Source organism: Ruegeria sp. AA6 (assembly GCF_056542865.1).
In genome coordinates, this window is record NZ_JBQGAN010000005.1 from 18855 (window position 1) to 43720 (window position 24866).

Sequence of the window (24866 nt, forward strand, 5' to 3'; positions counted from 1 at the left end):
TTTCAGTAAGAAGGGCTCCGATTCGCAGGACATTGAATTCATAGTCAGTTTAGGCTCTATATCGACGACATTTATTCGTTTTGGGGAGGTGTCTGAAGCGCATGCGTGCGGCCGACAGGCGCGTTTCTGTGGATAACCCTGCGCCCCGCAATGCAAGGTACCTGGATACGGGACGAGGTGCCTCCTGTATTTGGGTACCCAAAATGAATTGATCCGCAGGTACTTTTCATGCCAGAAATATCGAAACGAGCAGCCAGGCAGAATCATGCCGGATACACAATTAGATATGGATCAACTGACCGGCCCCTTGCGTCGGGAAACGGTCAAGAAGAACGTCGCCGCGATTCACATCAGCGGCAAGCTTACTTTGTTGCAGCGTAAGCTTTCCAACGTATTGCTGCTGAATGCTTATGATGCTTTGACCTCTGCTCAATCTCATACGATCGATGCACGAACATTGGCGATGATGGTCGGCTATAACTCGAACGACTTCGATACGCTCCGGGCAAGTCTGCGGGCTTTGGCTGAAACCGTAGCTGAGTGGGATATGTTGGATGAGCAAGGTCGACAGGAATGGGGTGTGTCCTCATTACTCAGCTTTGCCAAGCTTAAAAACGGAGTTTGCGAATATGCTTATTCTCCCGCATTGGCGCAAAAACTTTATGATCCGAAGATCTATGCATTGATCAATGTCCAGATTCAGCGCAATTTCAGTTCTGGGCACGGTCTCGCACTTTACGAAAATTGTTACAGGTTTGTGCGAACGGGCTCGACCGGATGGTGGACGCTGGATGTGTTCCGCAAACTCATGGGCGTTGACGGCAGTGACTATTACAGCAGCTTCAAGCATCTCAACGCGAAGATCATCAAACCCGCCGTTGCCGAGGTGAACAAAAGCTCAGACATTCTGATTGAGCCTGAGTTTCAAAAGAAAGGGCGCTCTGTCACTGATATTCGCTTTTTGATCAAGGGCAATCCTCAGAAAGCGATGTTTGAGATTGATGATAGTGACGGCGTTCGAAACTTGCAGGTGTATAAGACGCTGCGCAAGCAGGGTGTCTCGGACCGGTTGGCCCGACAATGGATCGCCGAACATGGCGAAGACTACGTGCAGCAAAAACTTGACTATGTCCGGGGGCAGGGCGATGTGAAGTCGACCGTTGGGTATTTGTCTGCGGCTTTGCGCGACGATTATCAACCATTGGAAACACCAACTCAAAAGGCACCCAGCCCTGAAGCCGTAGAAGCCGCGCGTCTTCGTGAGGTTGAAAAGGCACGAGAGGATGAGGCCTATGCGGTGCGTGCTGCGGATCGAGCTGAAAGGTCACGCAAGTTGGCAATCGTTGAAGATCTGGTTTCGCGGCGAAACCCGACGCAACGCGATGCCGACAAGCGGTTGTTCATGGCCGGGCTCGACAATGATCTGGACCGAGAGCATTTCCGCGCACATGGCTGGCGGTCCGGGTTAAACGCCAACGCAATCTTCGATTTCTGGCAGGAATTGGAGCCTGACGCGTTCGAGTAAGGCGTAAGGGAAGGGGCCGCATCCGGCCCCTGAAGGTTCAGTGCTTTTTCATTGCAGATTTAAGGGCATCCGCAAACGCACCGTTCTGCGCATTATTGCCAAATTTTGCGTGTTGTTCCTTGTTTGGCCTAGAGTGTCTTATGTTCTTTGCAGACCCATGTCCGGCTCGATCTTCGCGTGCTGAGGCTCCACCGTCCTTGCGCATGGTCAGGCCGATTCGTTTTCGACGTACATCAACCTCGACCACCGTGACTTTGACCACCTGACCCGTCTTGACCACTTCATGCGGATCCTTGACGAACCGGTCGGCCAACTGGCTGACATGGACCAAACCATCCTGATGAACACCGATATCCACAAAAGCGCCGAAGGCCGCGACGTTGGTCACCGTACCTTCAAGCACCATTCCCGGCTTCAAGTCAGTGATATCGTCGACTCCGTCTTTGAATGACGCGGTCACAAAGCTAGGTCGAGGGTCACGGCCGGGTTTTTCCAGTTCTGCTAAGATATCCCGCACGGTCGGTAGGCCGAAGGTATCGTCGACAAATTGCTCTGCCCGAAGTCCTTTTAGCGCATCGTCGCTTCCCATGATTTCGCGAATATCGCGGCCACAGGCCGAAACGATCCGACGGGCTACGCCATACGCCTCCGGATGGACCGAAGAAGCATCCAGCGGTTCCGCGCCGTCCCTTATGCGCAAAAATCCGGCACATTGCTCATAAGCGCGCGGGCCAAGCCGGGCGACACCCAGCAACTCCTTGCGTGATTGAAACGCTCCGTTCAAGTCGCGGTGCATCACGATCGCTTCGGCCAAACCCGGCCCCAGCCCTGATACGTGCGAAAGCAGGGGAGCAGACGCCGTGTTCAGATCTACGCCTACCGCATTCACCACGTCTTCGATTACAGATGCCAAAGATTGTGAAAGGCGATGCTGGTCTACATCGTGCTGATACTGGCCGACGCCAATAGACTTGGGCTCGATCTTCACCAACTCGGCCATGGGGTCTTGTAGACGTCTGGCGATCGACACCGCTCCGCGCAATGAGACGTCAAGATCAGGGAACTCGCGCGCGGCCAGTTCCGAGGCGGAATAGACCGAAGCACCAGCTTCCGAAACAATAACCTTGGTTGGAGCGGTGACTGTCTTGGGCAGGAGTTTCAACGTATCGGCCACCATCTTCTGGGTTTCGCGGCTGGCCGTGCCGTTGCCGATGGCGATCAGTTCAACCTGATGGGCGGAGATCAGGTTCAGAATTGCAGCCTGCGCCCCGCGAAGATCGTTTTTGGGTTGGAATGGATAAAGAGTGTCTGTCGCCACCACTTTGCCAGTCGCATCCACTACGGCTGCTTTGACGCCAGTGCGAATGCCCGGGTCCAGACCCAGTGTTGCCCGTGCTCCAGCCGGCGCTGCAAAAAGCAGGTCTTTCAGGTTTCGGGAAAAAACCTGAATTGCATCTTCTTGCGCGCGGCTGCGCAGATCGGCCATCAGTTCCACCATCATCGATAGGGACAGTTTCACCCGCCAAGTCCACCCGGCCACCTTGCGCAGCCACTTATCGGCAGGACCATCGCCGCGTGTGCGCAGATGAGCGGCGACAATCGCCTCGGCCCGTGCAGCGCCAGTTTCGGGTTCGGGTGCGATATCCAGCGTCACGATCCCCTCTTTCGAGGCGCGCAGCATCGCCAATGCGCGGTGAGAAGGGGTATTTGCCCACAGCTCAGAATGGTTGAAATAGTCGCTGAACTTCGCTCCTTCCTGTTCCTTGCCGTCAATCACTTTTGACGTCAACACAGCTTCGCGTTGCATGAAATTTCGAAGTTCGCCCAAAAGGGTGGCGTTTTCGGTTAACCGTTCGGTAACAATGTCCCGGGCACCATTCAAGGCATCCTTAGTCGTCGGCACCGTCTCGGTCACGTAACACCCGGCCAAAATCTCGGGGTCGGCGGACCGGTCCGTCAGAATGGCGTCGGCCAGCGGTTCCAATCCGTTTTCGCGCGCAATCATTGCTTTGGTGCGACGCTTGGGTTTGTAGGGCAGGTAGATGTCCTCCAACTGCGCCTTGGTATCGGCCTGCGCGATGGATTTGGCCAAATCATCAGTCAACTTCCCCTGATCCTTGATCGAGCCGAGGATCGTTTCGCGCCGGGCTTCCAGTTCACGCAGATAGGTCAGGCGGTCGGACAGGGTGCGCAGCTGCGTATCATCCAACCCACCGGTTACTTCTTTGCGGTAACGGGCGACAAAGGGAACAGTTGCCCCTTCATCCAGCAGTTTCACCGCGGCGCCAACCTGTTCCGGGCGGGCGTTGATTTCGGTGGCTATGGTGCGGGCAATGCGGTCCAAGGGGGCCTCCTGAATATGTCTGGAGGACCTTCTTAGCCAGCAGAGCCTGCGAGGAAAAGGGGCAGGCGAAGCCATGGGCAAGATTGGTCCATCAGTCAGTTAGTCCTGCGCTTCTGCCTGAAGATAAGCGATGACATTGTGGATGTCTTTTTCATCTTCAAGGCCGCGAAACTGCATCTTGTTGCCGGGAACAGTGCCTCTGGGGTCCGACAGAAATGCAGCCAGGGTGTCGGTAGTCCAGACCATACCAGACTCTTTCAAAGGTGCGGAATAGCGAAAGCCATCAGCTTGCCCGGCTGTGGTGCCGAAAATGCCGTGTAGCGATGGGCCGACCGAGTGGCGATTTTTGTCCAGCTTGTGGCAAGCGCTGCACTTGCGGAAAACTTTCTTGCCCGCTTTAACGTCGCCCGCGACTGCTGCTACCGCAGTAGCAGATGTGACCGCAGCCTGTTCGCCATTTAGGTTGAAAATCAGCCGCGCGGTGACGGGAACGGTCCTTGTGATGCCTGGCAGACCGGCCAATTCCATCAGCTTGTCGACGCCCGCATTCACGCCGGCATCTTGCGTGCTGATAAATACCATGTCGTTGGTCGATACCAGCACGGAGGTTTCGGACAAGCGGGCCACAAACAATTCGGCATCAAAGGCAACGTCTGTTCCGGCCAGAGATAATACAGCCTCGGCGTCCACCGTGGTCGTTTCGCCTACGCCAAGGCCCGAGACCTCGGCCATGTCGAACTCAGCCGTTAGTGACGCGGTGGCCGCTGAGCGGAACACATGCTCGATCATCCTTTCATTTCGTATGTCGATATTGGTCTCAACCGAGGATAAGTCGATTTGAATTTGGGCATTGCCATCCTGGGTCACGTGACCATCGAGGCCGGTAAAGGAATTGACCTCGCCCACTGTGTCTTTCTTTACGGTGCCATAGGCCAGATGAGAGTTTTCGGGAACTAGCGTCCAGCCTGTCGCCAGCACCGGGGTTGCAACACTTACCGACGCAATCGTGACTGCCTTCAACAGAAGTTTCATTTCTTTCCTCCTCGGGTTATGCCAGTCCTGACCCCATGGGCCACGGTCCGTGGGAAGCAAACACACACAGGTCGCGATTTATTCGATGGGTGGTGAGATTAGTTCAGAACAGGCCGTGCGCCGCGCAATCCAGACGCATTCAAAACGCGTTTGGAGGTTCGGACTGGCACTGTCCGGTGCATCGGACGTGGCGGATGATCTGTTGCAATCCACCTGCCTGCGTGCGCTTGAACGCCACCATCAGGTCACCTCGTATGAGCGGCTGGATAGTTGGCTGATGACGATTTGCCGCTCGATCTGGCTGAACGAGGTGCGGGCGCGTTCGGTTCGCAAGGCGCAGGCGCTGTCCGTGACGCCCGAAGCGGAATTGGTTGCGTCCGGGGTGGATTCTGAAACGAATATTTTCGCCGCTGAAGTGTTTACACAAGTGATGCAACTGCCAGAGGCGCAGCGGGAAACGGTCATGCTGGTCTTCGTCGAAGGCTACAGCTACCGAGAAGCCGCCGCTTTGCTGGAGGTGCCGATAGGAACTATCATGAGCCGGCTGTCCAACGCCCGGCAGAAACTGAAAACTGTGATGCAGCATGAGGCGGCAGACGCCGTTCGACGGAGTGGCAAATGAAGTTTTCCGATGACACGCTGACGGCGTATCTGGAAGGCAAAGCGGATGAGGCCGAAGCCCGCGCGATCGAAAGTGCGGTTGAGACGGACCCCGAACTGGAACAGCGCCTGATGGAGCTGGACCTGTTTGCACCCGTGGTGCAGGCGGTGTTTAACAGTTTGCCCGCTGAAACGCCCCGTGTTGATCTGCCCCAGCCGGTGGCCGCAGCACCGGCGGCCGCAGGCGGGTTGCGGTTGCTGGCCGTCGCGGCCTCGGTCGCGGTTGTGGCGGTGTCCGCCACCTATTGGGCCACGCGCCCCGAGCCGCTGGGGTGGGCTGCACAGGCCGCGATTTACCAGTCGCTTTATGTGCCCGATACGATTGCGTCTTTGGACAGTTCCCCGCAAGCGCTGGATGCGCAATTCGCGCTGGCCGAGGAACAGCTGGGCCGGTCGCTTAACCGCGCTGCGCTTGAGGCGCTGCCGGGGATGGAGTTGAAACGCGCGCAAATCCTGTCCTTCAAGGGCAAGCCGCTGGTCCAGGTTGTGTTTGCCGACGCGCAGGGCCAACCCTTTGCCTTCTGTGTCATCCGGCAGGGAGAGGGCGCGCCGAACAAGGATGTGAAGCAGGCTGTGCTCAGCGGACTTGCAACCGCGACCTGGGCGCAGGATGGCTATGGCTACATGCTGATCGGCAGCAGCGCGCAGAGCGATCTGCGTGGAAAGTTGGATTTTCTGACCACAACTTTCGCAGGTTAAGCGCGTAATGCGCAAAAAACGCCTTGTTAAGCAGGTCAAATCCCAGAAATATACCGGACATGACAAAAAAGCCTGTCGTACTCCACCCGGATGAGGACGCCGATGCGGTTGGTCCTGCCAGTATCTATGACGTGGACCCGCCCGAGGATGACGACCTGTGGTTTCTGCCCCCCGAGGATGACGATCCGGTCGATGACTTTCTGATCCCGGGCCCAAAAGCTGATCGGCGGTTACTGTTTGACCCACGGGATTGGCGTGCCGCGCAGGCAGAGCTTTCGTTTGAACTGGCCGATCTTGCCGCGATTTTCGGTGCCTTGGACGAACGGCTTCGTGCAGGGCCCAATGGCTGGACGCATCGTTTGGCGCTGATGGATGTGTCCGATCTGGGTTGGTGGACCGGAGACCGGATCAGTGTCGATCGCCTTGCTCTGTGGACCGGTCTGCGGATTGGGGCGACAGGTGACGATGTGCAGGCTCTGTTTCGGGCCGGGTGGGCGGTGCGAAGGCTCACCTCTGGTCCCGGCCCATCTGAAGGAGGGTGGGAAAGTGGTCTGACCGCCTTTCTGGATCGCATGGCGCAAGGGGTCGATGACACTCCTGAGGCCGTGGCCGATCTGGCCGAGGTGATGCGCAATTCCGAAGGGTTACATCCGGTGACGCAGGCAGCGATTGGATTCCACGCCTGGCGCGCCCTGTCGCCCGGGATCGGACAGGACACCGAGGCTGCGGTCATTGCGGCGCGCCACGCGGCCACCATGGGGCGCGGTGGGGCTAAGTTTATGCCATTGGCGCTGTCCGGGCCGGGCGCGTTGCGGGGGGTAGGGGAAGTCGAGGAAAAACTTTCGGCCTGGGTGCGTGGGGCAGGGCAAGCGGCATTGGCGGCGTTGATGCATCTGGATCGCGTCAACGCATGGGAACAGCGCGCACGAGAAGCTACCAGTGGGCTGAGCGGGCGGACTCCTCCTTTGTTGATCGACGTCCTGACCGCCTGGCCGATGGTTTCGGCCCCGTTGGCGGAAGAACTGACAAAGGCGTCACGCGCGGCCGTGCAACGCAACATCGACCGGTTTACCCGGCGTGGACTGATCCGCGAAGTGACAGGGCAGGGGCGCTACCGGGTTTGGACCGCCGCATTGTGATCCAGCAGCCATTCGCGAAAGACCCGCGCTGGCGGACGCAGGGCTTTTTGGGAAGGATAAACCAGATGATAGGCTTCTTGACCTGCGATCTGAATTTCCGGCAGGCAAGGGACAAGGCCCGAAAGTTCAATAATCCGGTTTGATGCTGGCGCACGGGCCAGCGCAATTCCACCCCCGCTGGCCGAAAGTTCAGCCGCCATCAGCGAGTTGTCGGCAAAGAAATACCTCGCTTGGCCGGAGGACAGGCGCAATGCTTCGAACAGATGCAGCCAGCTTGCGCGATGAGTCGACACCTCGATCAAGGGGAACTGAAACAGGTCCAGGGGATGGGTAATTTGTTCGGCGATTTCAGGCGGCGCAACGGGATACAGGCGTTCGTGCATCAACAGGTCGCTTTCGGCTTCAAACAGGGCGGGGTTGCCGAAAACAATCTGCAGATCGGTGAATCGATTGGCAAAATCTGACACCAGATTTCCAGTTGTAAGTGACAGGCCGATCTGAGGGTGTGCTGCTTGAAAATCCGGTAACCCGCTGGCCAAAACTCCGTGGGCATAAAGCAGAACGGATTGAACAAAAAGGCGTTGTTCGCGGGTTTCGCCGAACAGGCCGGTGGTCGCGGTTTCCAACATAAGAAGGGATTGTTGAACCGACGGCAGATAGGCGCGACCGGCTTCGGTCAAGGTTACTGCGTGAGCGTGGCGGTGAAACAAAGGCGTGCCCAACCGGGTTTCCAGTGCCTTAACCTGTTGGCTGACGGCCGCCGCCGACATGTTCAGTTGCACCGCTGCGCGGGCAAAGCTTTCTGTTCGGGCAGCGGCTTCGAAGACGCGCAGCCAATTGAGGGACGGGATGCGGGACGACATGACCAAGGGTAAGTTAAACTTAGCCTAACGGGCAAGAGGTTACACGCTGAGCTGCCGAAAATTTGGATTATCCTGTGGTGAATGGCAGCCATCGGGAACCACCATGTCACATACTCCAAACACTCTGACTGACGCTCAAACGGAACAATACTGGGAAGATGGGTTTCTTTTCCCGTTGACGGTGTTTTCCGAAGACGAGGCCGCAGAAATACGCGCGGAATTAGAACAACTTGAGCAGGATTGGCTGACGGCAGACCTGCCTTTGCCGTTGAATACTTATAAGCGCGTGAATGCGCATTTGGTGATTCCGATGGCCGCAAAGATTGCGCTGGATTCGCGGGTGTTGGATGTGGTCGAAGGTGTCCTGGGGCCAGACATCATGGTCTGGTCAGCCGAGTTCTTCATCAAGGAAGCCCATACAAAACATACAGTAGGCATGCATCAGGATCTGACGTATTGGGGCATGGGTGAAACGCCCGATCAAGTGACCGCCTGGATCGCGCTATCCCCCGCCACGATTGAAAGCGGCTGTATGGACTTCGTGCGGGCCAGCCATAAAAACCCGATCTTGCCGCACAACGATACTTATTCTGACACCAACCTGCTGTCGCGCGGACAAGAAATTGCAGTCGAGGTTGCAGACGAAGACAAAACCCATATCGAGTTGGCGCCAGGGCAAATGTCGTTACATCACGGTCTGACAATTCACGGGTCCGGCCCAAACAGATCAGAGGACCGAAGGATCGGCTTGGCAATCCGCTATCTCAATCCCAATGCCAAACAATTGGTCGCGGATCGTGACTATGCATTGATGGCTCGCGGACGGGACGGGCAGTCGAATTTCGTGCATGTTGAGCCTCCGAACCAGTTGTTCTCAGATCAAGCGCTGGAATTGTATGAACAGGTGCGCCGTGATCAAAGCAAGGCGTTGGCAGAAGGGGCTCAGGACGCGGTACCTCTTTATGGGTCAAGCTGATTACGTCACCTTGCCAGTTAATCAGCTTTCGTCCGATCTCGTGACCGGTTTTTGCCTTGGGTTGCATTCCACGTCGCCTTAATGTCTTGAGGCGACAACGGTGCGCATAATATTCCCGGGGAAGAATAATGACGAAAAAAGCGTTGATTACCGGCATCACGGGGCAGGACGGTTCCTATCTGGCGGAATTCTTGCTGGAAAAGGGCTATGAGGTTCACGGGATCAAGCGCAGGGCGTCTTCGTTCAACACCCAGCGAATTGATCATATTTATCAGGATCCGCACGACCCCAACCCAAATCTGTACCTACACTATGGCGATCTGAGCGATACGTCGAACCTGACGCGTGTCATTCAGGAAGTGCAGCCGGACGAGGTCTACAATCTTGGGGCGCAATCTCATGTCGCGGTCAGCTTTGAGGCCCCCGAATATACAGCGGATGTCGATGCCATCGGTACCTTGCGATTGCTGGAAGCGATCCGTTTTCTGGGGCTGGAAAAGAAAACGCGTTTCTATCAGGCGTCTACGTCCGAGTTGTATGGGTTGGTTCAGGAAATCCCACAGCGTGAAACGACCCCATTCCATCCGCGTTCGCCCTACGCGGTGGCCAAGCTGTATTCTTACTGGATCACGGTCAACTATCGTGAAGCTTATGGAATCTATGCCTGCAACGGAATCTTGTTCAATCATGAAAGCCCGCGTCGCGGCGAGACCTTTGTGACCCGAAAGATTACGCGCGGTCTGGCGAATATCGCACAAGGACTGGAACAGTGCCTCTACATGGGCAATATCGACAGTCTGCGGGATTGGGGACATGCGAAGGATTACGTACGTATGCAATGGCTGATGCTGCAACAGGACACTCCTGAGGATTTTGTGATTGCCACAGGCGCTCAGCATTCTGTTCGACAATTCATTGAATGGTCTGCGGCTGAGCTGGGCATTTCGCTGGAGTTTACCGGCGAAGGCCCTGACGAAATCGCAACCGTTGTTTCGATTGCAGGCGACAACGCGCCCGCCCTCAAGCCCGGTGACGTGGTCATGCGCATCGACCCGAAATACTTCCGTCCGGCCGAAGTCGACACACTGCTGGGGGACCCTTCGAAGGCCAGGACAAAACTGGGGTGGGAAGCAGAGCTGACTGTCCAGGAGATGTGCGCCGAAATGGTTTACGAGGATCTTCAGACCGCAAAACGTCATGCGTTATTGAAAGAGCATGGCTATGAATTGCCTGTCAGCTTGGAAAACGGCTGAGGAGCAGCGACATGCGTAAGATCTATGTAGCAGGTCATCGTGGTATGGTTGGCAGCGCTATCTTGCGTCGTCTGCAAAAACGGCAGGCAGCGGGCGAGACGCTTGAACTGGTCGCGCGCACCCACTCGGAACTTGACCTGACCGATCAGGCAGCGGTACGGGATTTTATGCAGGCTGAGCGTCCAGATGTCGTCATTCTGGCCGCTGCAAAAGTTGGTGGTATTCACGCCAACAGCACATATCCCGCGGATTTCATTTACGATAACCTGATGATCGAATGTAACGTGATACATCAGGCTTTTGCCGCTGGAGTTAAACACCTGCTTCAACTGGGCAGCTCGTGCATCTATCCGCGCGCGGTGCCGCAGCCGATGCGCGAAGACGCCCTGCTAACCGGCGTGCTGGAGCCGACCAATGAGCCGTATGCCGTTGCCAAGATCGCCGGGATCAAGCTGTGCGAAAGCTATAACAGGCAGCACGGGGTCGACTACCGATCTGTCATGCCGACCAATTTGTATGGGCCAGGCGATAACTTTCACCCAGAAAACAGTCACGTCCTACCTGCTTTGATCCGCCGCTTTCATGAAGCGCAACGAGACGGGCAGGACGAAGTGGTGATCTGGGGCTCTGGCAAGCCCCGCCGCGAGTTTTTGTATGTGGATGATATGGCCGAGGCCTCGCTTTTCGTTCTGGACCTGCCGCGAGATGTCTATCAGGCGAACACCCAACCGATGCTGAGCCATATCAATGTGGGCTGCGGCGAGGATGTTTCGATTGCGGAACTGGCGGCGCTGGTGGCAAAAACTACAGGCTTCACCGGGCGGATCACGCAGGATGACAGCAAACCGGATGGCGCTATGCGCAAGCTGATGGATGTGTCCCGACTGGCGGATATGGGGTGGCGCGCGCGTGTCGGGCTCGAAGACGGAATTCGTGAAACTTATGCTTGGTTTTTAGATCAGGCAGACACGGAATTGCGTGCCAAATGACCACTGCGAGAAGAACGCCTGGAAATCTCTTTCAAAATCTTCATACGCGCAAAGAAAAGGCCAAGGCACATAACGCCTTGGCCCGGTAAAGATCGTCAAAGTCCAAAGACTTAAGTGGTACGTTACTGCGCTGCCTTGTCACTTGCCACGATATCGCGCAGGTACTGGCTCAAATCCTCGCGCAGATCGTCGCGAGCCAAAGCAAAGGCAACAGTTGCCTGCAGGAAACCTGCCTTCGATCCACAATCAAAACGCTGACCGTCGAACTTATAGCCAAATACCGGTACACCGTTGCCGATATCTTCGGCGATCGCATCGGTCAGCTGAATCTCACCACCGCTGCCCTTCTTCATCTGGTTCAGGTTGTACAGAACCGACGGACCCAAAACATAGCGACCGATCACCGCCAGATTCGATGGAGCCTCTTCAGGTTTGGGTTTTTCTACCATGCCACGTGCCCGGACGACCGGGCCAATATTATCGCCCACATCCAGCACACCATATGCGCTGGTTTTTTCGGCGGGAACTTCCATGGCTGCTACCATGTTTCCACCAGTTTCTTCATAAGCCTCTACCATCTGTTGCAGGCAAGGCTTGTCGGCCGCAATAACGTCATCGGGAAGCATCACTGCAAATGGTTCATCACCAATCAAGCGCCGGGCACACCAGACCGCATGGCCCAGACCGAGCGCTTTGTGTTGGCGGATATAGGCAATCGCGCCGCTTTCCATGTTGGTAGCGCTCAGAGTTTCCAAAAGCTTGTCCTTGCCTTTGGTTTTCAGCTCCTGTTCCAGAACCAAATTGTGGTCGAAATAATCTTCAAGTGCGGACTTGCCGCGTGACGTGACAAAGATGAATTCGGTAATTCCAGCGGCGCGCGCCTCGTCGATGGCGTATTGCACCAGCGGGCGATCAACCAGCGTCATGATCTCTTTCGGTACTGACTTTGTGGCTGGCAAAAAACGGGTGCCAAGCCCTGCAACGGGGAAGATCGCCTTCGTGACCTTGCGTGCCATATAACCTCTCAAGCAAATTTTCCAAGGACTGTTGGCCTTGAATTAAGGGACCTAATAGGCCCTGTGAACATAACAATCAACGCTAACAAACAGTCTGCGCTTCTGCCTCAAAGATGGTGCCATCTGAGGGCGACTATGTCAAAACGATCAGCTTAAATTTGCCACCGCGTCCCGCTTCCATGCTCTGATCCGCGGTAAAAAAACGCGGCGTAAGCACTTCAAGGAGGATAGCAAAAGAAATGAGCCAGCAGATGCATCCAGGCCCCGAAGACGTTATCGACTTCGGGGCAGTCAGGTTATGCTCTGTTCAGGATGGCATCCAACGGATCATGTTCCGCCACAAAATGGTTGGGTTTCACTTCACTCAGCTGCGGAACATAGTCAGTCTGACCTGTCGCTAACCGGCTGGGTAGAAACCGTAATGCAGCCTTGGGGTCCATTGGTGAGGGTAGTTCACCGGGCAGTTTCAATCGCTGACGGCTGCGTTCGACATCCGGGTCCGGGATCGGCACAGCAGAAATCAGGGATTGGGTGTATGGATGGATCGGATCAGAGCAGATCACTTCGCCATCGCCCAGTTCTACAATCCGACCCAGATACAAGACCATGATCCGGTTCGAGACCGCCCGCACAACCGACAAGTCGTGGCTGATGAAGATCATCGACAGCCCAAACTCTTGTTGCAGTTCTCGCAACAATTCGACGATTTGAGCTTGAATGGACACGTCCAATGCAGAGACTGCCTCGTCGCATATAATCAGCTTGGGCTTGTTGATCATGGCCCGCGCGATTCCCACTCGTTGGTTTTGGCCACCGGAAAGCTCATGCGGATATCGGTTGATCATATTGGACTTAAGACCCACCCGTTCCATCATCTGAGCGACCAGATCTTTGCGTTCGCGGTCGTTCAGATCAGGGCGATAGGTTTTCAGCGGTTCGGCAATCGAAGCTGAGATGGTCATGCGTGGATCGAGGCTGGCCAGCGGGTCCTGAAAGACGATCTGCAGGTCTTTGCGGTACTTGTTCAGCTCGGCCCGTCTGAGGCCGACAATCGGATGGCCCAGCCAGCTGACACTGCCGCCGCTGGGTTCGATCAACTGAAGAACTGCCCGGGCCAGTGTTGACTTGCCACAGCCCGACTCACCCACGACGCCCAGCGTTTCACCCTTGCGGATATCAAAGCTGACGCCATCGACGGCCTTTAGTGGCACTTTGCGACCAAACAGGCCGCCCTTGACGTGGATCGGGAAATGCACCTTGACGTCGTCGACTTTGAGCAGCGGCTCGTCGACCTTGTCCAACGCTTTGGGCGCGTCTCCGGCATCTATGCGCGGCATCGCCTCAAGCAATGATCGAGTGTAGTCGTGCTGCGGCGCGCGGAAGATTTCGCGTGTGTCTCCGGCTTCGACGAACTGACCCAGTCGCATGACCTGAATACGGTCGCACATCCGCGCGACAACGCCCATATCATGGGTGATCAGGGCAATCGCGGTGCCTTCATCCTTTTGCAGACGTACCATCAGATCCAGAATGTCAGCCTGAACGGTCACGTCCAATGCCGTGGTGGGCTCGTCCGCGATCAGCAGCTTGGGATTACACAACATCGACATGGCGATCATCACGCGCTGGCGCATACCACCCGATAACTCATGCGGATATTGATCCAGACGCCGCTTCGCTTCGGGGATACGCACGCGGTCCAGCCATTCCAGACAACGGGCGCGTGCAGCCGAGCCCTGCAGCCCTTCATGCACTTGAAGGACCTCACGCATTTGCTGGCCGATCCGAAGATGAGGGGTCAGCGCGGTCAGCGGATCCTGAAAGATCATTCCCACATCAGAGCCGCGAATTTTGTTCAGCTTACCCAATGGCAGGTTCAGAATTTCCTTGCCGTTCAGCATGGCTGATCCCAGCGCCCGCCCAGCTGGTGGCAACAGCCCCATCGCGGCCATGAACGTCTGGCTTTTGCCCGACCCGCTTTCGCCGACGATACCAAGGCACTCGCCCGGGTTGATGTCGAAACTGATGCCTTTGACGGCTTCGACCACGCCATCAGGAGTGTCGAACTGGACGCTCAGGTCTTTAACAGAAAACAGGCTCATATCAGCGATCCTTCGGGTCCAGAGCGTCACGCAGACCATCGCCGATGAAGAACATCGAGATGATGATGGCGACATAGAAAGTCAGGGGGAACATCAGCTGCCAAAGGGTGCCATAGGCCATCGTTCCCGCACCTTCGGCGATCAGACGACCAAGCGAGGTGTAGGGTTCCGAAATTCCCAACCCTAGGAACGAGATGAAGCTTTCGGTCAGGATCATCTCGGGCACCAGAAGCGACGCATAGACGATCACCACGCCCAACAGGTTAGGCAAGATGTGGCGATACATGATGGTGAACTCGCTAACACCGGCGGCGCGCGCCGCCTCGATGAACTCGCGGTTTTTCAGGGTCAGCGTCTGCCCCCGAACTATCCGCGCCATGGTTAGCCATCCCACGGCACCAAGCGCGATGAACAGCATGAAGAACGACCGCCCGGCGACAACTAGCAACAGGATGATGATCAGCGTGGCCGGGATCGCCAGCAGGATGTCGACAAAGCGCATCATCACACTGTCGGTTCGCCCACCGATATAGCCTGCAGCGATGCCATAGCAGGTACCGACGATCAGTGCGGTTGCTGCCCCGATCAGACCCACCAGCAAAGATGTCGTTGTCGCCTGAATAACACGGCTATAGAGGTCACGCCCCAGATCATCGACACCGAAATAGTGCCCGGTATCGATCGAGGGCATCCCCATGCCGCGCACGTCCCCCATAACGTTCCAGTCGATCTCCTCGTTATTCCAGACTGCGAAGAACGGGCCGATGATCGTAAACAGAACGATCAGAGTCAGAATGAACACGCTGGCCATTGCGGCCTTGTTACGGACAAAGCGCATCCGCGCATCCTGCCAGAGCGAACGCCCCTGAATGACCGTGAAGTCGGTTACGTCTTCGGCCAGCTGGGCGGCTTTTTGTGATTTACCAAGCATTGCCAGCCCCTCAGTAACGGATTTTCGGATCGAACCAGGCATAGGCCAGGTCGGTCAGCAGGTTCACGACAACGGTCAAAGCGCCATACAGGATCGTGACGCCCAACAGCACGGCATAGTCGCGCGACAGGGCCGATCCGACATAGGCCTGTCCCAGACCACCGGTCGAGAAATAGATGTCGACAAACACTGAACCGGTCAGCACGTAGACGAAAACCGGCCCCAGATAGGACACCACGGGCAACAAAGTCGGCTTCAACGCATGGCGCCAGATCACAGTTCTGGTAGGCAAACCTTTTGCGCGGGCGGTGCGGATGAAGTTTGAGTTCAGAACCTCCAGCATCGACGACCGTGTGATCCGCGCGATCGAGCCCATGTAAGAGGTCGCCAGCGCAATCACCGGCATGATTAGGTAAGGCCATTGCCCTCCGTTCCAGCCGCCACCGGGCAGCCAGCCCAGCCACAGGGTGAAGGTCAGGATCAGGATCGGACCCATGATGAAGTTCGGCAGCGCCTGTGCAGCAATTCCCAGACCCACGGCGAAATAGTCGATCCAGCTGTTGTGCTTGATCGCGGCGGCGATCCCCAGACCAACACCGATGGTGGTCGCCACCAAGAAGGACAGTGAGCCATAGGTAAGCGAGATCGGGAAACCCTGTGCGATGATGTCATTCACGTCCCGGTCCTTGAATTTGAAGGACGGGCCGAAATCAAAATGCACGACGATGTTGTAGAGGTAGTCCCAAAGCTGCTTCCACAGCGGCTGATCCAGCCCGTAGCGTGCCTCGATATTGGCCAGAACCGCCGGGGGCAGGGGCCGCTCGGACGTGAAAGGCCCGCCGGGCGCGAAGTGCATCAGAAAGAAACAGGCGACGATCAGCAACAGGATCGTCGGAATGGCGACCAGCAGTCGCCTTAGACTATAGGCAAGCATTTCATGCCCCCAATGTTTATTGGCCCTGCCCCGGGCGATCCCGGGGCAGGGCGTGGTTCAAAGACGATTACTCGGCGACCTTGTAGAGGTTTTTCGAATACCAGTTCTGCTCGACATTGTTGATCGGCCAGTTCCCGACATCGGTGTCCATCATGTAGACGCCCGCATAGTGATAGATCGGGATCACAGGGGTTTCCTGTGCGATGATCCGCTCGACCTCGGTATACAGAGGCGCCGGATCATCCGCGGTTTTGGCTTGCGCCAGCAGCTCGTCAACGCGGGCGTTGGCATATTTGCCGTCGTTATAGCCCGACTGCGATTGCAGCAGGTCAAGGAAAGTGGACGCCTCGTTATAGTCGCCACACCATGCGCCACGGGCCAGATCGAAGTTCTGGTTGCCGCGCTCTTCCAGGAACACTTTCCATTCCATGTTGGCCAGCTCGACATTCACGCCCAGCTTCTGTTTCCACATCTGGCTCAGCGCCACGGCGACCTTTTTATGGTCTTCGTTGGTGTTGTAGACCATCTCAAAGCTCAGCGGATTGTCGGGGCCGTATCCGGCACCAGCCAATAGTTCTTTGGCCAGCTCGTCGCGTTCGGGCTGGGTCATCGAAGCCATTTCAACCTCGGGAACAGTAAAACCAGCGGTGGCTTCCGGCGCAAAGGTATAGGCTTGGGGCTGGCCACCAGCCATGACTTTTTCGGTAATGATCGCACGATCCACGGCCAACGACAGCGCCTGACGCACATTGGGGTCCTTGAACGCTTCGGGGCCGTCTTCGGTCAGGTTGAAAGTGTAATAATAGTTGCACAGGCGCGGGAAGCTGATGGCTTGATCCGGGTGTTCCTGGCTAAGGCGTGGGAACTGACCAGCGGGCACCTCGGTGCGGTCCAGTTCGCCTGCCAGATAGCGGGTCAGGGCAACGTTTTCGTCATTGATGATCAGTGCAACCACCTTGTCGAGAATGGTGTTCTCATTGTCCCAGTACATTTCGTTGCGTTCACGAACCGAACGTTCCTGCGGCACATGCTCGGTCAGGATATAGGCGCCGTTCGAGACAATATTCTCGGGGCGGGTCCAGGCGTCGCCATGTTCCTCAATCACCTTCTGCGGGGCAGGGAAGGTGGTCGAATGCGTGGTCATCTGCGGGAAATACGGCAGAGGCGCGCTGAGGGTGACTTCCAGTGTGTGGTCATCAATGGCTTTGACGCCCAGATCGTCAATCGGTTTATTGCCTGCGATGATCTCAGCCGCGTTCTCGATCGACATCAATTCCATGAACCACGCATAGGGCGAGGACAGGGCGGGATCGACGGCACGCTTCCACGCGTAGACAAAGTCACCTGCTGTCACTGGATCGCCGTTCGACCACTTGGCATTGTCGCGCAGGGTGAAGGTGTAGACGTCTTTGGTATCGTTGGTGGTGTAGCCGGTGGCGACGCCCGGTACCAGATTGCCATCCTCGTCCTGATTCATCAGCCCTTCGAACAGGTCGCGGGTAATCTCTGCGCCATAGGTATCTTCGACAACCTGCGGGTCGACCGAGCTGTGCTCATCGCCAAGGCGATAGATAAAGGTCTGATCTTCGGCCAGCGCTTCGCCGGTTGTCGGATGGGTGCCGGCGGCAAATGCGGCGCCGGTGATCATGGTCGAAGCCAATAGCCCCGCCAGAGTTGTCCGAATGTGTGTGTTCATGTTTTTCTACTCCCATTTTGGGGTTCGGCGCGCGCATCCTTTCAGGATGGCGGACGACCACCATGTTTGTCCGACGCTGCACAGGACTGAGATGGGTTCGAATTTTGCTTTGTCAGTTCGCAATGAACACCGTGTCGCAGTCTTTTGGTATGCAGTCGGGAACGTGTTTGCGAAAGTCGCCTTTCACTGGCGTCGAAGGTGGCACTATTTGCAGGGAGGATAAAGATGGTGCCTTAAAATTAGGCAACCACAGGTGGATTGTGATCCACGCCCTTGCGTCGCCGGAAATATAATAATGAAACTAGGGGTGTTCTTGACATTTTTGTGAAGACCGCAGTCGCAGCTTGACCCGTGGGCAGCCAGGAAATCTGTCAATTGACGTGACGGCAGGTGCGAATCGCTACTGCGCCAGAGCGGATTTCATGCTGGATTCCGGGAAGCAGGTAGGCGCGCTGCCCGTTGCCTGTTGCCAGCGCCCGATCGAGCGTCTCGTTTTGAATCCGGGTAGGCCGTCTGCCCCACCGACATCGTGACCTTGTTGTTCCAATGCCCTTTGCATGGCGGCAATATCTGATCGGTAAAGCTTGCCTACTTTGCCCCAGCGTTCCTGAAAATCGCCGACACCATACTGAATACGGTCCCCCACATGACCTACAAACAGGGCGTAGAGGTCGCTTTTGTTATAATCCTTCAAAACGTAGAAATTGGGCGTGACGATAAAGGCAGGCCCGTTGCGCCCAGCGGGCATCATCAGGAATCCTTCGCCTTGCAACTCATGCTCGGGGAACGGTCTGCCCGACGCCCGTGTGACACCCATTTTGACCCAATCCCGAATGGGCTTACCTTGATCAGGTCCTTCCAAAGCGCAGGAAACCGTTGGGGGAACGGTCACTTCAAAGCCCCAGTCACGCCCGGTAATCCACCCGTGTTGGTCCAAAAAGTTCCCGATCGATGCGATCGTGTCGTCAGGAGAGCCCCAAATATCCGATTGACCGTCGCCATTGCCATCGGCCGCGTATGTCAGAAAGTTTGAGGGCATGAATTGAGGCTGACCCAGCGCCCCGGCCCAGCTGCTTTTCAAGGAACCCGGCGGCGCGTGCCCGGCTTCTGCAATCCGTAAGGCGGCAATTAGCTCTTCTGTGAAATAGTCGGCGCGGGTGCTCATGAAGCCTTTTGTAGCCAGCACCTGAAAGGCGTTGTGGCGAATGGGAACTTGCCCATATCCGCTTTCGCGGCCCCAAATTGCCAGGATGATGCGGCCGGGCACGCCTGTTTCAGCCTCAACGCGAGCTAAAGTCTCTGAATGCCGACGCGCCATCTGTCGACCTGTGACCGTAGCCCCCTGAACAGACCCTTTATTGAAGTAGCGCCCCGGCGATCCGAATTCGGCCTGCATTTGCTGTTTGGGCACCTGCGCGGAACTGCCCGGAGGTACCAAATCCGGCAGCTTCCAGTTGAGTGTGACCCCTGCAAACGCCCGGCGCATCGTTCGGCGCGAAACACCTTTGGCTTTGGCACGTGGCCATACAATATCTTGAAGCCACTCTTGAAATTGACTCTCGACCACAGCGCGATCCTGCGCATGCGCGCTGGTCGCAATAGTCAGGACGAAAAAGACGAGAAAAAGTCGACGCATCGCCAGAAAATCTTGCGCGCTGCGAATGTTAAGTCAACCACAGCATTGGCGGAGATTTGCATAATCGTAATGTAACGGTTGTTCAGGCGACGTGTAGGACAATCGACGGTTTTGGAAAAAACCTTGTGAAATTTCCTGACACTGCCGATAGTTGGCCGAAAGCGACGACGTAAGAGGACGATCAGGCGTGGCCTTACTCAGACCTTCAGCCATATTGCTGACCGTAGTGATGACGGCTGTGATTGTGGCCGCTTCGGTACAGATCGCTTGGGCGAGCGATAGCTTCATGGACCCGCAAGGCCCGATTGCGGCGGTGCAGAAAACGCACCTTATACGGGCAACTATCCTGATCCTGATCGCTGTGGTTCCTGTTTTGGTTTTGGTGCCACTGATAGCAATGCGATACCGGCGGCGTAACGACAGTGCTGCGGCGTACCGGCCCAAATGGGACTTCTCTCCAAAACTGGAATTCGCCATGTGGGGCGTGCCGGTGGTGATCGTGGCTTTGTTGTCCTTTTATCTTTGGAAAGCAACGCACCGGCTGGACCCTTACGCGGCCACCTTCGGCGAGACGCCCGCGTTGAACGTGCAAGTCGTTGGTTTGGATTGGAAATGGCTGTTCATCTACCCCGATCTGGGCATCGCAACCGTCGGTGAATTCGGCATCCCAGTTAAACAACAGATCGCGATGACGCTGACCACAGATACGGTGATGCAGTCGTTCATGATCCCCGCTCTGGCCGGTCAGATATATGCCATGCCGGGGATGACGACGCAGCTGCATCTGGCCGCGGATACGCCGAAGACGATGCAGGGCGAAAACACTCATTATAATGGCCGCGGTTTTACCAAACAGAAATTTCTGACCCAGGCGATGCAGCCTCAGGACTTTGATGCTTGGGTGGAAAGTGTCCGGGCGAATGGCATCCCATTGACCGATGACACCTACCGAACACTGGCCATGCGCACAGATCGGGACGAGGTGCATGCGGCATTGGGAACCGCGCAAATGCCACTCAACGCATTGTATTTCACGCTGGAGGAGGGCGATCTGTTTCAAACCATCCTACACCGGTACCACGGCGGACAGGCGCTGCCGGTAGATCAACAACCGGGCACGGCTGAATACGGGCAGGAGGGTGCACAATGACCGAAACCGGTTTCTTTGGGCGTCTGAGCTGGGATTCCTTTCCGATTGCAGGTCTGATCCAAGACCCCAACGCGAATGAAATTGTGGCCAATGCAGCCGCGGCAATTGTGATCATAGGTGTCATCGCCGTAGTTGGGTTGCTCACGTGGTTCCGACTTTGGGGGCCACTATGGCGCGACTGGCTTACAAGTGCTGACCACAAAAAGATCGGTATCATGTATATCGTCTTCGCCATCGTCATGCTGGCGCGTGGCGTGTTGGAGGGCGTGGTCATGCGCGCCCAGCAGGCGGCGGGGCCCGGCGAAGGTTTCCTGGAAGCTGAACATTTCGCCGAACTGTTCAGCACCCACGGTACGATCATGGTGTTCTTTGTCGCCGTGCCCTTTGTCTTCGGGGTCGCGAATTTCCTGATCCCGCTGATGATTGGCGCGCGGGATGTGGCGTTTCCGGTGATGAATCAGATCAGCCTGGGCCTGACCGTTTCGGCGGGCATGATGCTGATGGTGTCGCTGGTCGTTGGTAACTTCTCGACAGGCGGTTGGACGGCTTATCCGCCGTATACCGGTGCCGCCTTCAACCCCGGCGTGGGGCCGGATTATTGGATCTGGGCCATTGTCGTTTCGGGTATCGGCACCACTCTGACCGGTATTAACTTTGCGGTCACGATCTACAAGTTGCGTGCGCCTGGGATGAAGTTCATGCGCCTGCCGATGTATTGCTGGACGATTATCAGCAGCTCGATCCTGATTATCTTTGCCATGCCGCCGCTAGGGGTCGCTGCGCTGATGTTGGCAGCGGATCGTTACTTGGATTTCCACTTTTTCACCAATGACCTCGGCGGCAACATGATGAACTACGCCAACCTGTTCTGGCTGTTCGGCCACCCCGAGGTCTATCTGCTGGTTCTGCCCGCCTATGGCATCTATTCCGAGGTGTTCGCCACCTTCTCGGCCAAGCGGCTGTACGGCTACAATTCGCTGGTGATCGCCACGATGTGTATCGCGGTGCTGTCTTTCACCGTCTGGCTGCACCATTTCTTCACCATGGGCCAGAGTGCTTTGATCAATGCGGTGTTCGGGATTGCCACTATGCTGATCGCGATCCCAACCGGTGTGAAAGTCTATGACTGGATGGCCACCCTGTATCGCGGCCGCATCCGGTTTTCAGTGCCGATGCTCTACGGTTTGGCGTTTCTGATGCTGTTTGTGATCGGAGGGCTGTCGGGCGTGATCCTGGCCAATCCCACGGTCGATTATCAGGTTCACAACACCCTGTTTCTGGTTGCGCATTTCCACAACGTGCTGCTGCCGGGCGTGTTGTTCGGCCTGCTGGCGGGTTACAATTACTGGTTCCCCAAAGCCTTTGGCTTCCGCCTGAGCGAGTATTGGGGCCGGATCACAGTTCTATTGTGGACGGTCGGGTTCATGCTGACGTTCCTTCCGCTTTATTTTGTTGGCCTTATGGGAATGCCACGCCGGTCGTTCAGCTGGGAGGACCCCAGCTTTCACCCCTATATGATCATCGCCGTCATCGGCGCGCTGGTGATCCTGATGGCCCTGTTGTCGGTGGTCGTTCAACTTTGGGTCAGCATCCGCGACCGCGATAAAACCCGTGTACCGGTTGGTGATCCTTGGGATGCCCGCACTTTGGAATGGTCGATCCCGGCGCCTCCACCACCCTACAACTTTGCTATCATTCCGCAGGTTACGGACAGGGATAATTTCGCGGCCGCAAAGGAGCGGGGTGACGCCTATCCGACGCCGGATTCCTACGAAGACATCTCGATGCCACGCAATACTGCCATCGGGTTTTTGCTTTGTGTGCTCAGCGGTGTTTGGATGTTCGCGCTGGTCTGGTGGATCTGGTGGTTGGCTGTACTGATGACAGCGTTGATGTTGCTGTCCTTCATCCTCTGGACCTTCAGATTGAATATTGAAGAGGTCATCCCCGCTGAAGAGGTGCGCAAACAGCACGAGGCCTGGTTGGATCTGGTTCATAGTTCAACGGCCGTCGATCGCGATCATGAAATCGCTTCAGAAAACCGCGGCCTGGCCCGCCCTGATCTGGAGGCGACGACATGAAGCGCGCACCGACGCACAGTTATCCGGGTCTGAATCTCGGACGACGACACGCCAGTGCCGACAAGGCAAGCGAGGTTGTCACTTTCGGCTTCTGGGTCTTTTTGATGAGCGACCTGGTTTATTTCGGCCTGATGTTCGCCATCTATATCACCATGATCGACGCGCAGGCAGGCGGTCCCGGCCCGCACGAGCTGTTCGACCTGACAAGCATTTTCGCCCAAACTATGATCCTGCTGACCAGTAGCCTGACCGTCGGGTTGGCGATGTTGGCGTTGAAGTACAACCTGCCCCGATGGCGGATCGTATTCTGGTTTTTTGTGACACTGGTTCTAGGGCTCTGCTTTCTGGTGCTGGAGATCCGCGATTTTTTGGCGATGGCCGAAAAAGGCGGCATCCCACAGCGCAGCGGTTTCTTGTCGGCGTTTTACGGTTTGGTTCCGCTGCATGGGTTGCACGTGGCGGCGGGGTGTTTGTGGTTGGTTGTTCTTGGCATCCAGCTGCGGATGTTTGGCCTGACTGATCTTTTGATGTCGCGCGTCGTGCGGTTGGCCCTATTCTGGCATTTCCTAGACCTGATCTGGATCGGCATCATCACCATCGTATATTTCGGAGGGCTGGCCTATGGATAACCGAAGCGAGATGCATCAGCGGGAACGCCGCCGGTATGTCGTCGGCTATGGCGGTTCATTGTTGCTTACAATCGCCGTTTTCACGATTGCCTACAAATACGGGATTGAAACCAAAGGGGTTTACCTTTCAATCGCACTACTGGGGTTGGCGCAATTGATTGTGCAACTGGTCTACTTCCTGCATATCGACCGGCGACGCAGCAGCCGCGAGGACTTGGATCTTGTCCTTTTTTCAACGCTCGTTTTGTTGATTATCATCCTCGGAACGGTGTGGATTATGGGAAATCTGGCGGTGCGGATGCACACTTATCCGATGTAGCCACCTGCTAAAGGCTTGAAATAAGAATACTTAAAAGCGGTCGTGGCTCTTTAACGCATTAACAACAAGCCCAGCCACAGCGCGAACCAGCACAAGATCAGGCTGAGCATGATGTTCGCTGCGGCCAGCGCAATCGTACGCTCGCGCCGCAGTTCCAGTGACTGGTAAGCAAAACTGGAAAAGGTCGTGAACCCCCCGCAGAACCCAAAAACCAGCCGTTTTTCTTCTTCGCCCAAATCGACCGGTCCGCCAAGATAACCGATCCACAAGCCCAGCAGCAGGCTGCCCAGAATGTTCACGATCAAGGTTGCCAAGGGAAGGTCATGCCTGACGCGCAACGCGATCCAATGGCGCAATACTGCCCCCAACCCACCTCCAAGCCCGAACATGGCGTGCAGGTAAAGCTCGCTCATCCCGCTGACCCTGAATTGTGAACCCGCCTTCCGATGGCCTCGCCCAAAATGGCGGCCGCGATGCCGATCACGATTTCCAGTGTCGCAGCTGAAATGGCGCCCCAGATATTCGTCAAGGCCATGCGCTCAAGTTCGGCGACAAAGGAAGAAAAGGTCGACAGCCCTCCGCAGAACCCAACTGCGCCAAGATGCAGGACGTGGGCGTGCACACGGTGCCGAACCGCATAAAGCCATCCGAGGATGAAGCAGGCGATAATGTTAATACCAAACGTAGCCGTAAAAATCGGAACACCGGGGATCTGCACCGCGAAAGCCTCACGCAGCAGCGACCCGGCAGCGCCGCCCACAAAAACGGCAATAAACATAAGGGCAGCGGGTCGGGTCTGTGTCACGTCCTATCTTTCTGCCCAATTACATCTGTGATTTGGCATACATATTGCCGCCCTAAGGATCAACCGTGACCGGGTCCAAGGCCCCCA

The 24866-nt window shown here is 56.3% G+C and carries 22 protein-coding genes; 11 read left to right on the forward strand and 11 right to left on the reverse strand.

Annotated elements, in window-relative coordinates; genetic code table 11:
* Positions 1 to 265 precede the first annotated feature (265 nt).
* Complete coding sequence (locus ACR0LN_RS08735) at positions 266 to 1525, forward strand: replication initiation protein (RefSeq protein ID WP_480429088.1); 1260 nt, start codon at positions 266 to 268, stop codon at positions 1523 to 1525.
* 37 nt (positions 1526 to 1562) lie between these two features.
* Here the strand turns inward: ACR0LN_RS08735 and ACR0LN_RS08740 are convergent, their stop codons facing one another.
* Positions 1563 to 3869, reverse strand: coding sequence for a Tex family protein (locus ACR0LN_RS08740; protein ID WP_480429089.1), 2307 nt, complete (start codon positions 3867 to 3869; stop codon positions 1563 to 1565).
* A 99-nt stretch (positions 3870 to 3968) separates the two neighbouring features.
* Positions 3969 to 4901, reverse strand: coding sequence for a c-type cytochrome (locus tag ACR0LN_RS08745; RefSeq protein WP_480429090.1), 933 nt, complete (start codon positions 4899 to 4901; stop codon positions 3969 to 3971).
* A 49-nt stretch (positions 4902 to 4950) separates the two neighbouring features.
* Here ACR0LN_RS08745 and ACR0LN_RS08750 point away from each other — a divergent pair, with 49 nt between their 5' ends.
* From ACR0LN_RS08750 to ACR0LN_RS08760, 3 genes are read left to right on the forward strand one after another with little or no spacing between them, the layout of a single operon-like run.
* Complete coding sequence (locus tag ACR0LN_RS08750; protein WP_480429091.1) at positions 4951 to 5523, forward strand: RNA polymerase sigma factor; 573 nt, start codon at positions 4951 to 4953, stop codon at positions 5521 to 5523.
* A complete protein-coding gene (locus tag ACR0LN_RS08755; RefSeq protein ID WP_480429092.1) occupies positions 5520 to 6260 on the forward strand; it encodes an anti-sigma factor in 741 nt (246 codons plus the stop codon). Before ACR0LN_RS08750 ends, ACR0LN_RS08755 begins: the two co-directional genes overlap by 4 nt.
* Positions 6261 to 6319: 59 nt before the next feature.
* On the forward strand, positions 6320 to 7399 hold the full coding sequence (locus ACR0LN_RS08760) for a helix-turn-helix domain-containing protein (protein ID WP_480429094.1): 1080 nt from the start codon (positions 6320 to 6322) through the stop codon (positions 7397 to 7399).
* Here ACR0LN_RS08760 and ACR0LN_RS08765 read toward each other — a convergent pair.
* Positions 7372 to 8262 (reverse strand): LysR family transcriptional regulator, encoded by an 891-nt coding sequence (locus ACR0LN_RS08765; RefSeq protein ID WP_480429095.1) that lies wholly within the window; start codon positions 8260 to 8262, stop codon positions 7372 to 7374. The two genes, ACR0LN_RS08760 and ACR0LN_RS08765, sit on opposite strands and share 28 nt — an antisense overlap.
* A gap of 103 nt (positions 8263 to 8365) precedes the next feature.
* Here ACR0LN_RS08765 and ACR0LN_RS08770 point away from each other — a divergent pair, with 103 nt between their 5' ends.
* The 3 genes from ACR0LN_RS08770 to fcl all read left to right on the forward strand — a co-directional run bounded on the left by ACR0LN_RS08770 (position 8366) and on the right by fcl (position 11480).
* Positions 8366 to 9238, forward strand: coding sequence for a phytanoyl-CoA dioxygenase family protein (locus ACR0LN_RS08770; RefSeq protein ID WP_480429097.1), 873 nt, complete (start codon positions 8366 to 8368; stop codon positions 9236 to 9238).
* Between the two features lie 128 nt (positions 9239 to 9366).
* Entirely contained in the window at positions 9367 to 10491 is a 1125-nt protein-coding gene (gmd, locus tag ACR0LN_RS08775) for a GDP-mannose 4,6-dehydratase (RefSeq protein ID WP_480429098.1), read from the forward strand.
* An 11-nt stretch (positions 10492 to 10502) separates the two neighbouring features.
* On the forward strand, positions 10503 to 11480 hold the full coding sequence (gene fcl, locus ACR0LN_RS08780; RefSeq protein ID WP_480429099.1) for a GDP-L-fucose synthase: 978 nt from the start codon (positions 10503 to 10505) through the stop codon (positions 11478 to 11480).
* Positions 11481 to 11602: 122 nt separating this feature from the next.
* Here the strand turns inward: fcl and galU are convergent, their stop codons facing one another.
* From galU to ACR0LN_RS08810, 6 genes are all read right to left on the reverse strand, one after another.
* A complete protein-coding gene (galU, locus tag ACR0LN_RS08785) occupies positions 11603 to 12496 on the reverse strand; it encodes a UTP--glucose-1-phosphate uridylyltransferase GalU (RefSeq protein WP_480429100.1) in 894 nt (297 codons plus the stop codon).
* A 296-nt stretch (positions 12497 to 12792) separates the two neighbouring features.
* Positions 12793 to 14598 (reverse strand): ABC transporter ATP-binding protein, encoded by a 1806-nt coding sequence (locus ACR0LN_RS08790; RefSeq protein WP_480429101.1) that lies wholly within the window; start codon positions 14596 to 14598, stop codon positions 12793 to 12795.
* Position 14599: 1 nt separating this feature from the next.
* Complete coding sequence (locus ACR0LN_RS08795; RefSeq protein ID WP_480429102.1) at positions 14600 to 15529, reverse strand: ABC transporter permease subunit; 930 nt, start codon at positions 15527 to 15529, stop codon at positions 14600 to 14602.
* 10 nt (positions 15530 to 15539) lie between these two features.
* Positions 15540 to 16463 (reverse strand): oligopeptide ABC transporter permease OppB, encoded by a 924-nt coding sequence (oppB, locus tag ACR0LN_RS08800; protein ID WP_480429103.1) that lies wholly within the window; start codon positions 16461 to 16463, stop codon positions 15540 to 15542.
* Between the two features lie 67 nt (positions 16464 to 16530).
* Complete coding sequence (locus ACR0LN_RS08805) at positions 16531 to 18159, reverse strand: peptide ABC transporter substrate-binding protein (RefSeq protein ID WP_480429105.1); 1629 nt, start codon at positions 18157 to 18159, stop codon at positions 16531 to 16533.
* 400 nt (positions 18160 to 18559) lie between these two features.
* On the reverse strand, positions 18560 to 19795 hold the full coding sequence (locus tag ACR0LN_RS08810; RefSeq protein WP_480429107.1) for a lytic murein transglycosylase: 1236 nt from the start codon (positions 19793 to 19795) through the stop codon (positions 18560 to 18562).
* Between the two features lie 187 nt (positions 19796 to 19982).
* Here ACR0LN_RS08810 and ACR0LN_RS08815 point away from each other — a divergent pair, with 187 nt between their 5' ends.
* From ACR0LN_RS08815 to ACR0LN_RS08830, 4 genes are read left to right on the forward strand one after another with little or no spacing between them, the layout of a single operon-like run.
* Positions 19983 to 20945, forward strand: a complete 963-nt coding sequence (locus ACR0LN_RS08815; RefSeq protein ID WP_480429109.1) for a cytochrome ubiquinol oxidase subunit II — start codon at positions 19983 to 19985, stop codon at positions 20943 to 20945.
* Positions 20942 to 23026 (forward strand): cbb3-type cytochrome c oxidase subunit I, encoded by a 2085-nt coding sequence (locus ACR0LN_RS08820; protein ID WP_480429110.1) that lies wholly within the window; start codon positions 20942 to 20944, stop codon positions 23024 to 23026. The genes ACR0LN_RS08815 and ACR0LN_RS08820 overlap by 4 nt, the downstream gene beginning before the upstream one ends.
* Entirely contained in the window at positions 23023 to 23655 is a 633-nt protein-coding gene (locus ACR0LN_RS08825; protein WP_480429111.1) for a cytochrome c oxidase subunit 3, read from the forward strand. The genes ACR0LN_RS08820 and ACR0LN_RS08825 overlap by 4 nt, the downstream gene beginning before the upstream one ends.
* Complete coding sequence (locus tag ACR0LN_RS08830) at positions 23648 to 23974, forward strand: cytochrome o ubiquinol oxidase subunit IV (RefSeq protein WP_480429113.1); 327 nt, start codon at positions 23648 to 23650, stop codon at positions 23972 to 23974. The genes ACR0LN_RS08825 and ACR0LN_RS08830 overlap by 8 nt, the downstream gene beginning before the upstream one ends.
* 50 nt (positions 23975 to 24024) lie before the next feature.
* On the opposite strand, the gene crcB is transcribed toward ACR0LN_RS08830, so the two are convergent.
* Positions 24025 to 24387, reverse strand: a complete 363-nt coding sequence (crcB, locus tag ACR0LN_RS08835; RefSeq protein WP_480429114.1) for a fluoride efflux transporter CrcB — start codon at positions 24385 to 24387, stop codon at positions 24025 to 24027.
* Positions 24384 to 24779, reverse strand: a complete 396-nt coding sequence (locus ACR0LN_RS08840) for a fluoride efflux transporter FluC (protein ID WP_480429116.1) — start codon at positions 24777 to 24779, stop codon at positions 24384 to 24386. Before ACR0LN_RS08840 ends, crcB begins: the two co-directional genes overlap by 4 nt.
* Positions 24780 to 24866 lie beyond the last annotated feature (87 nt).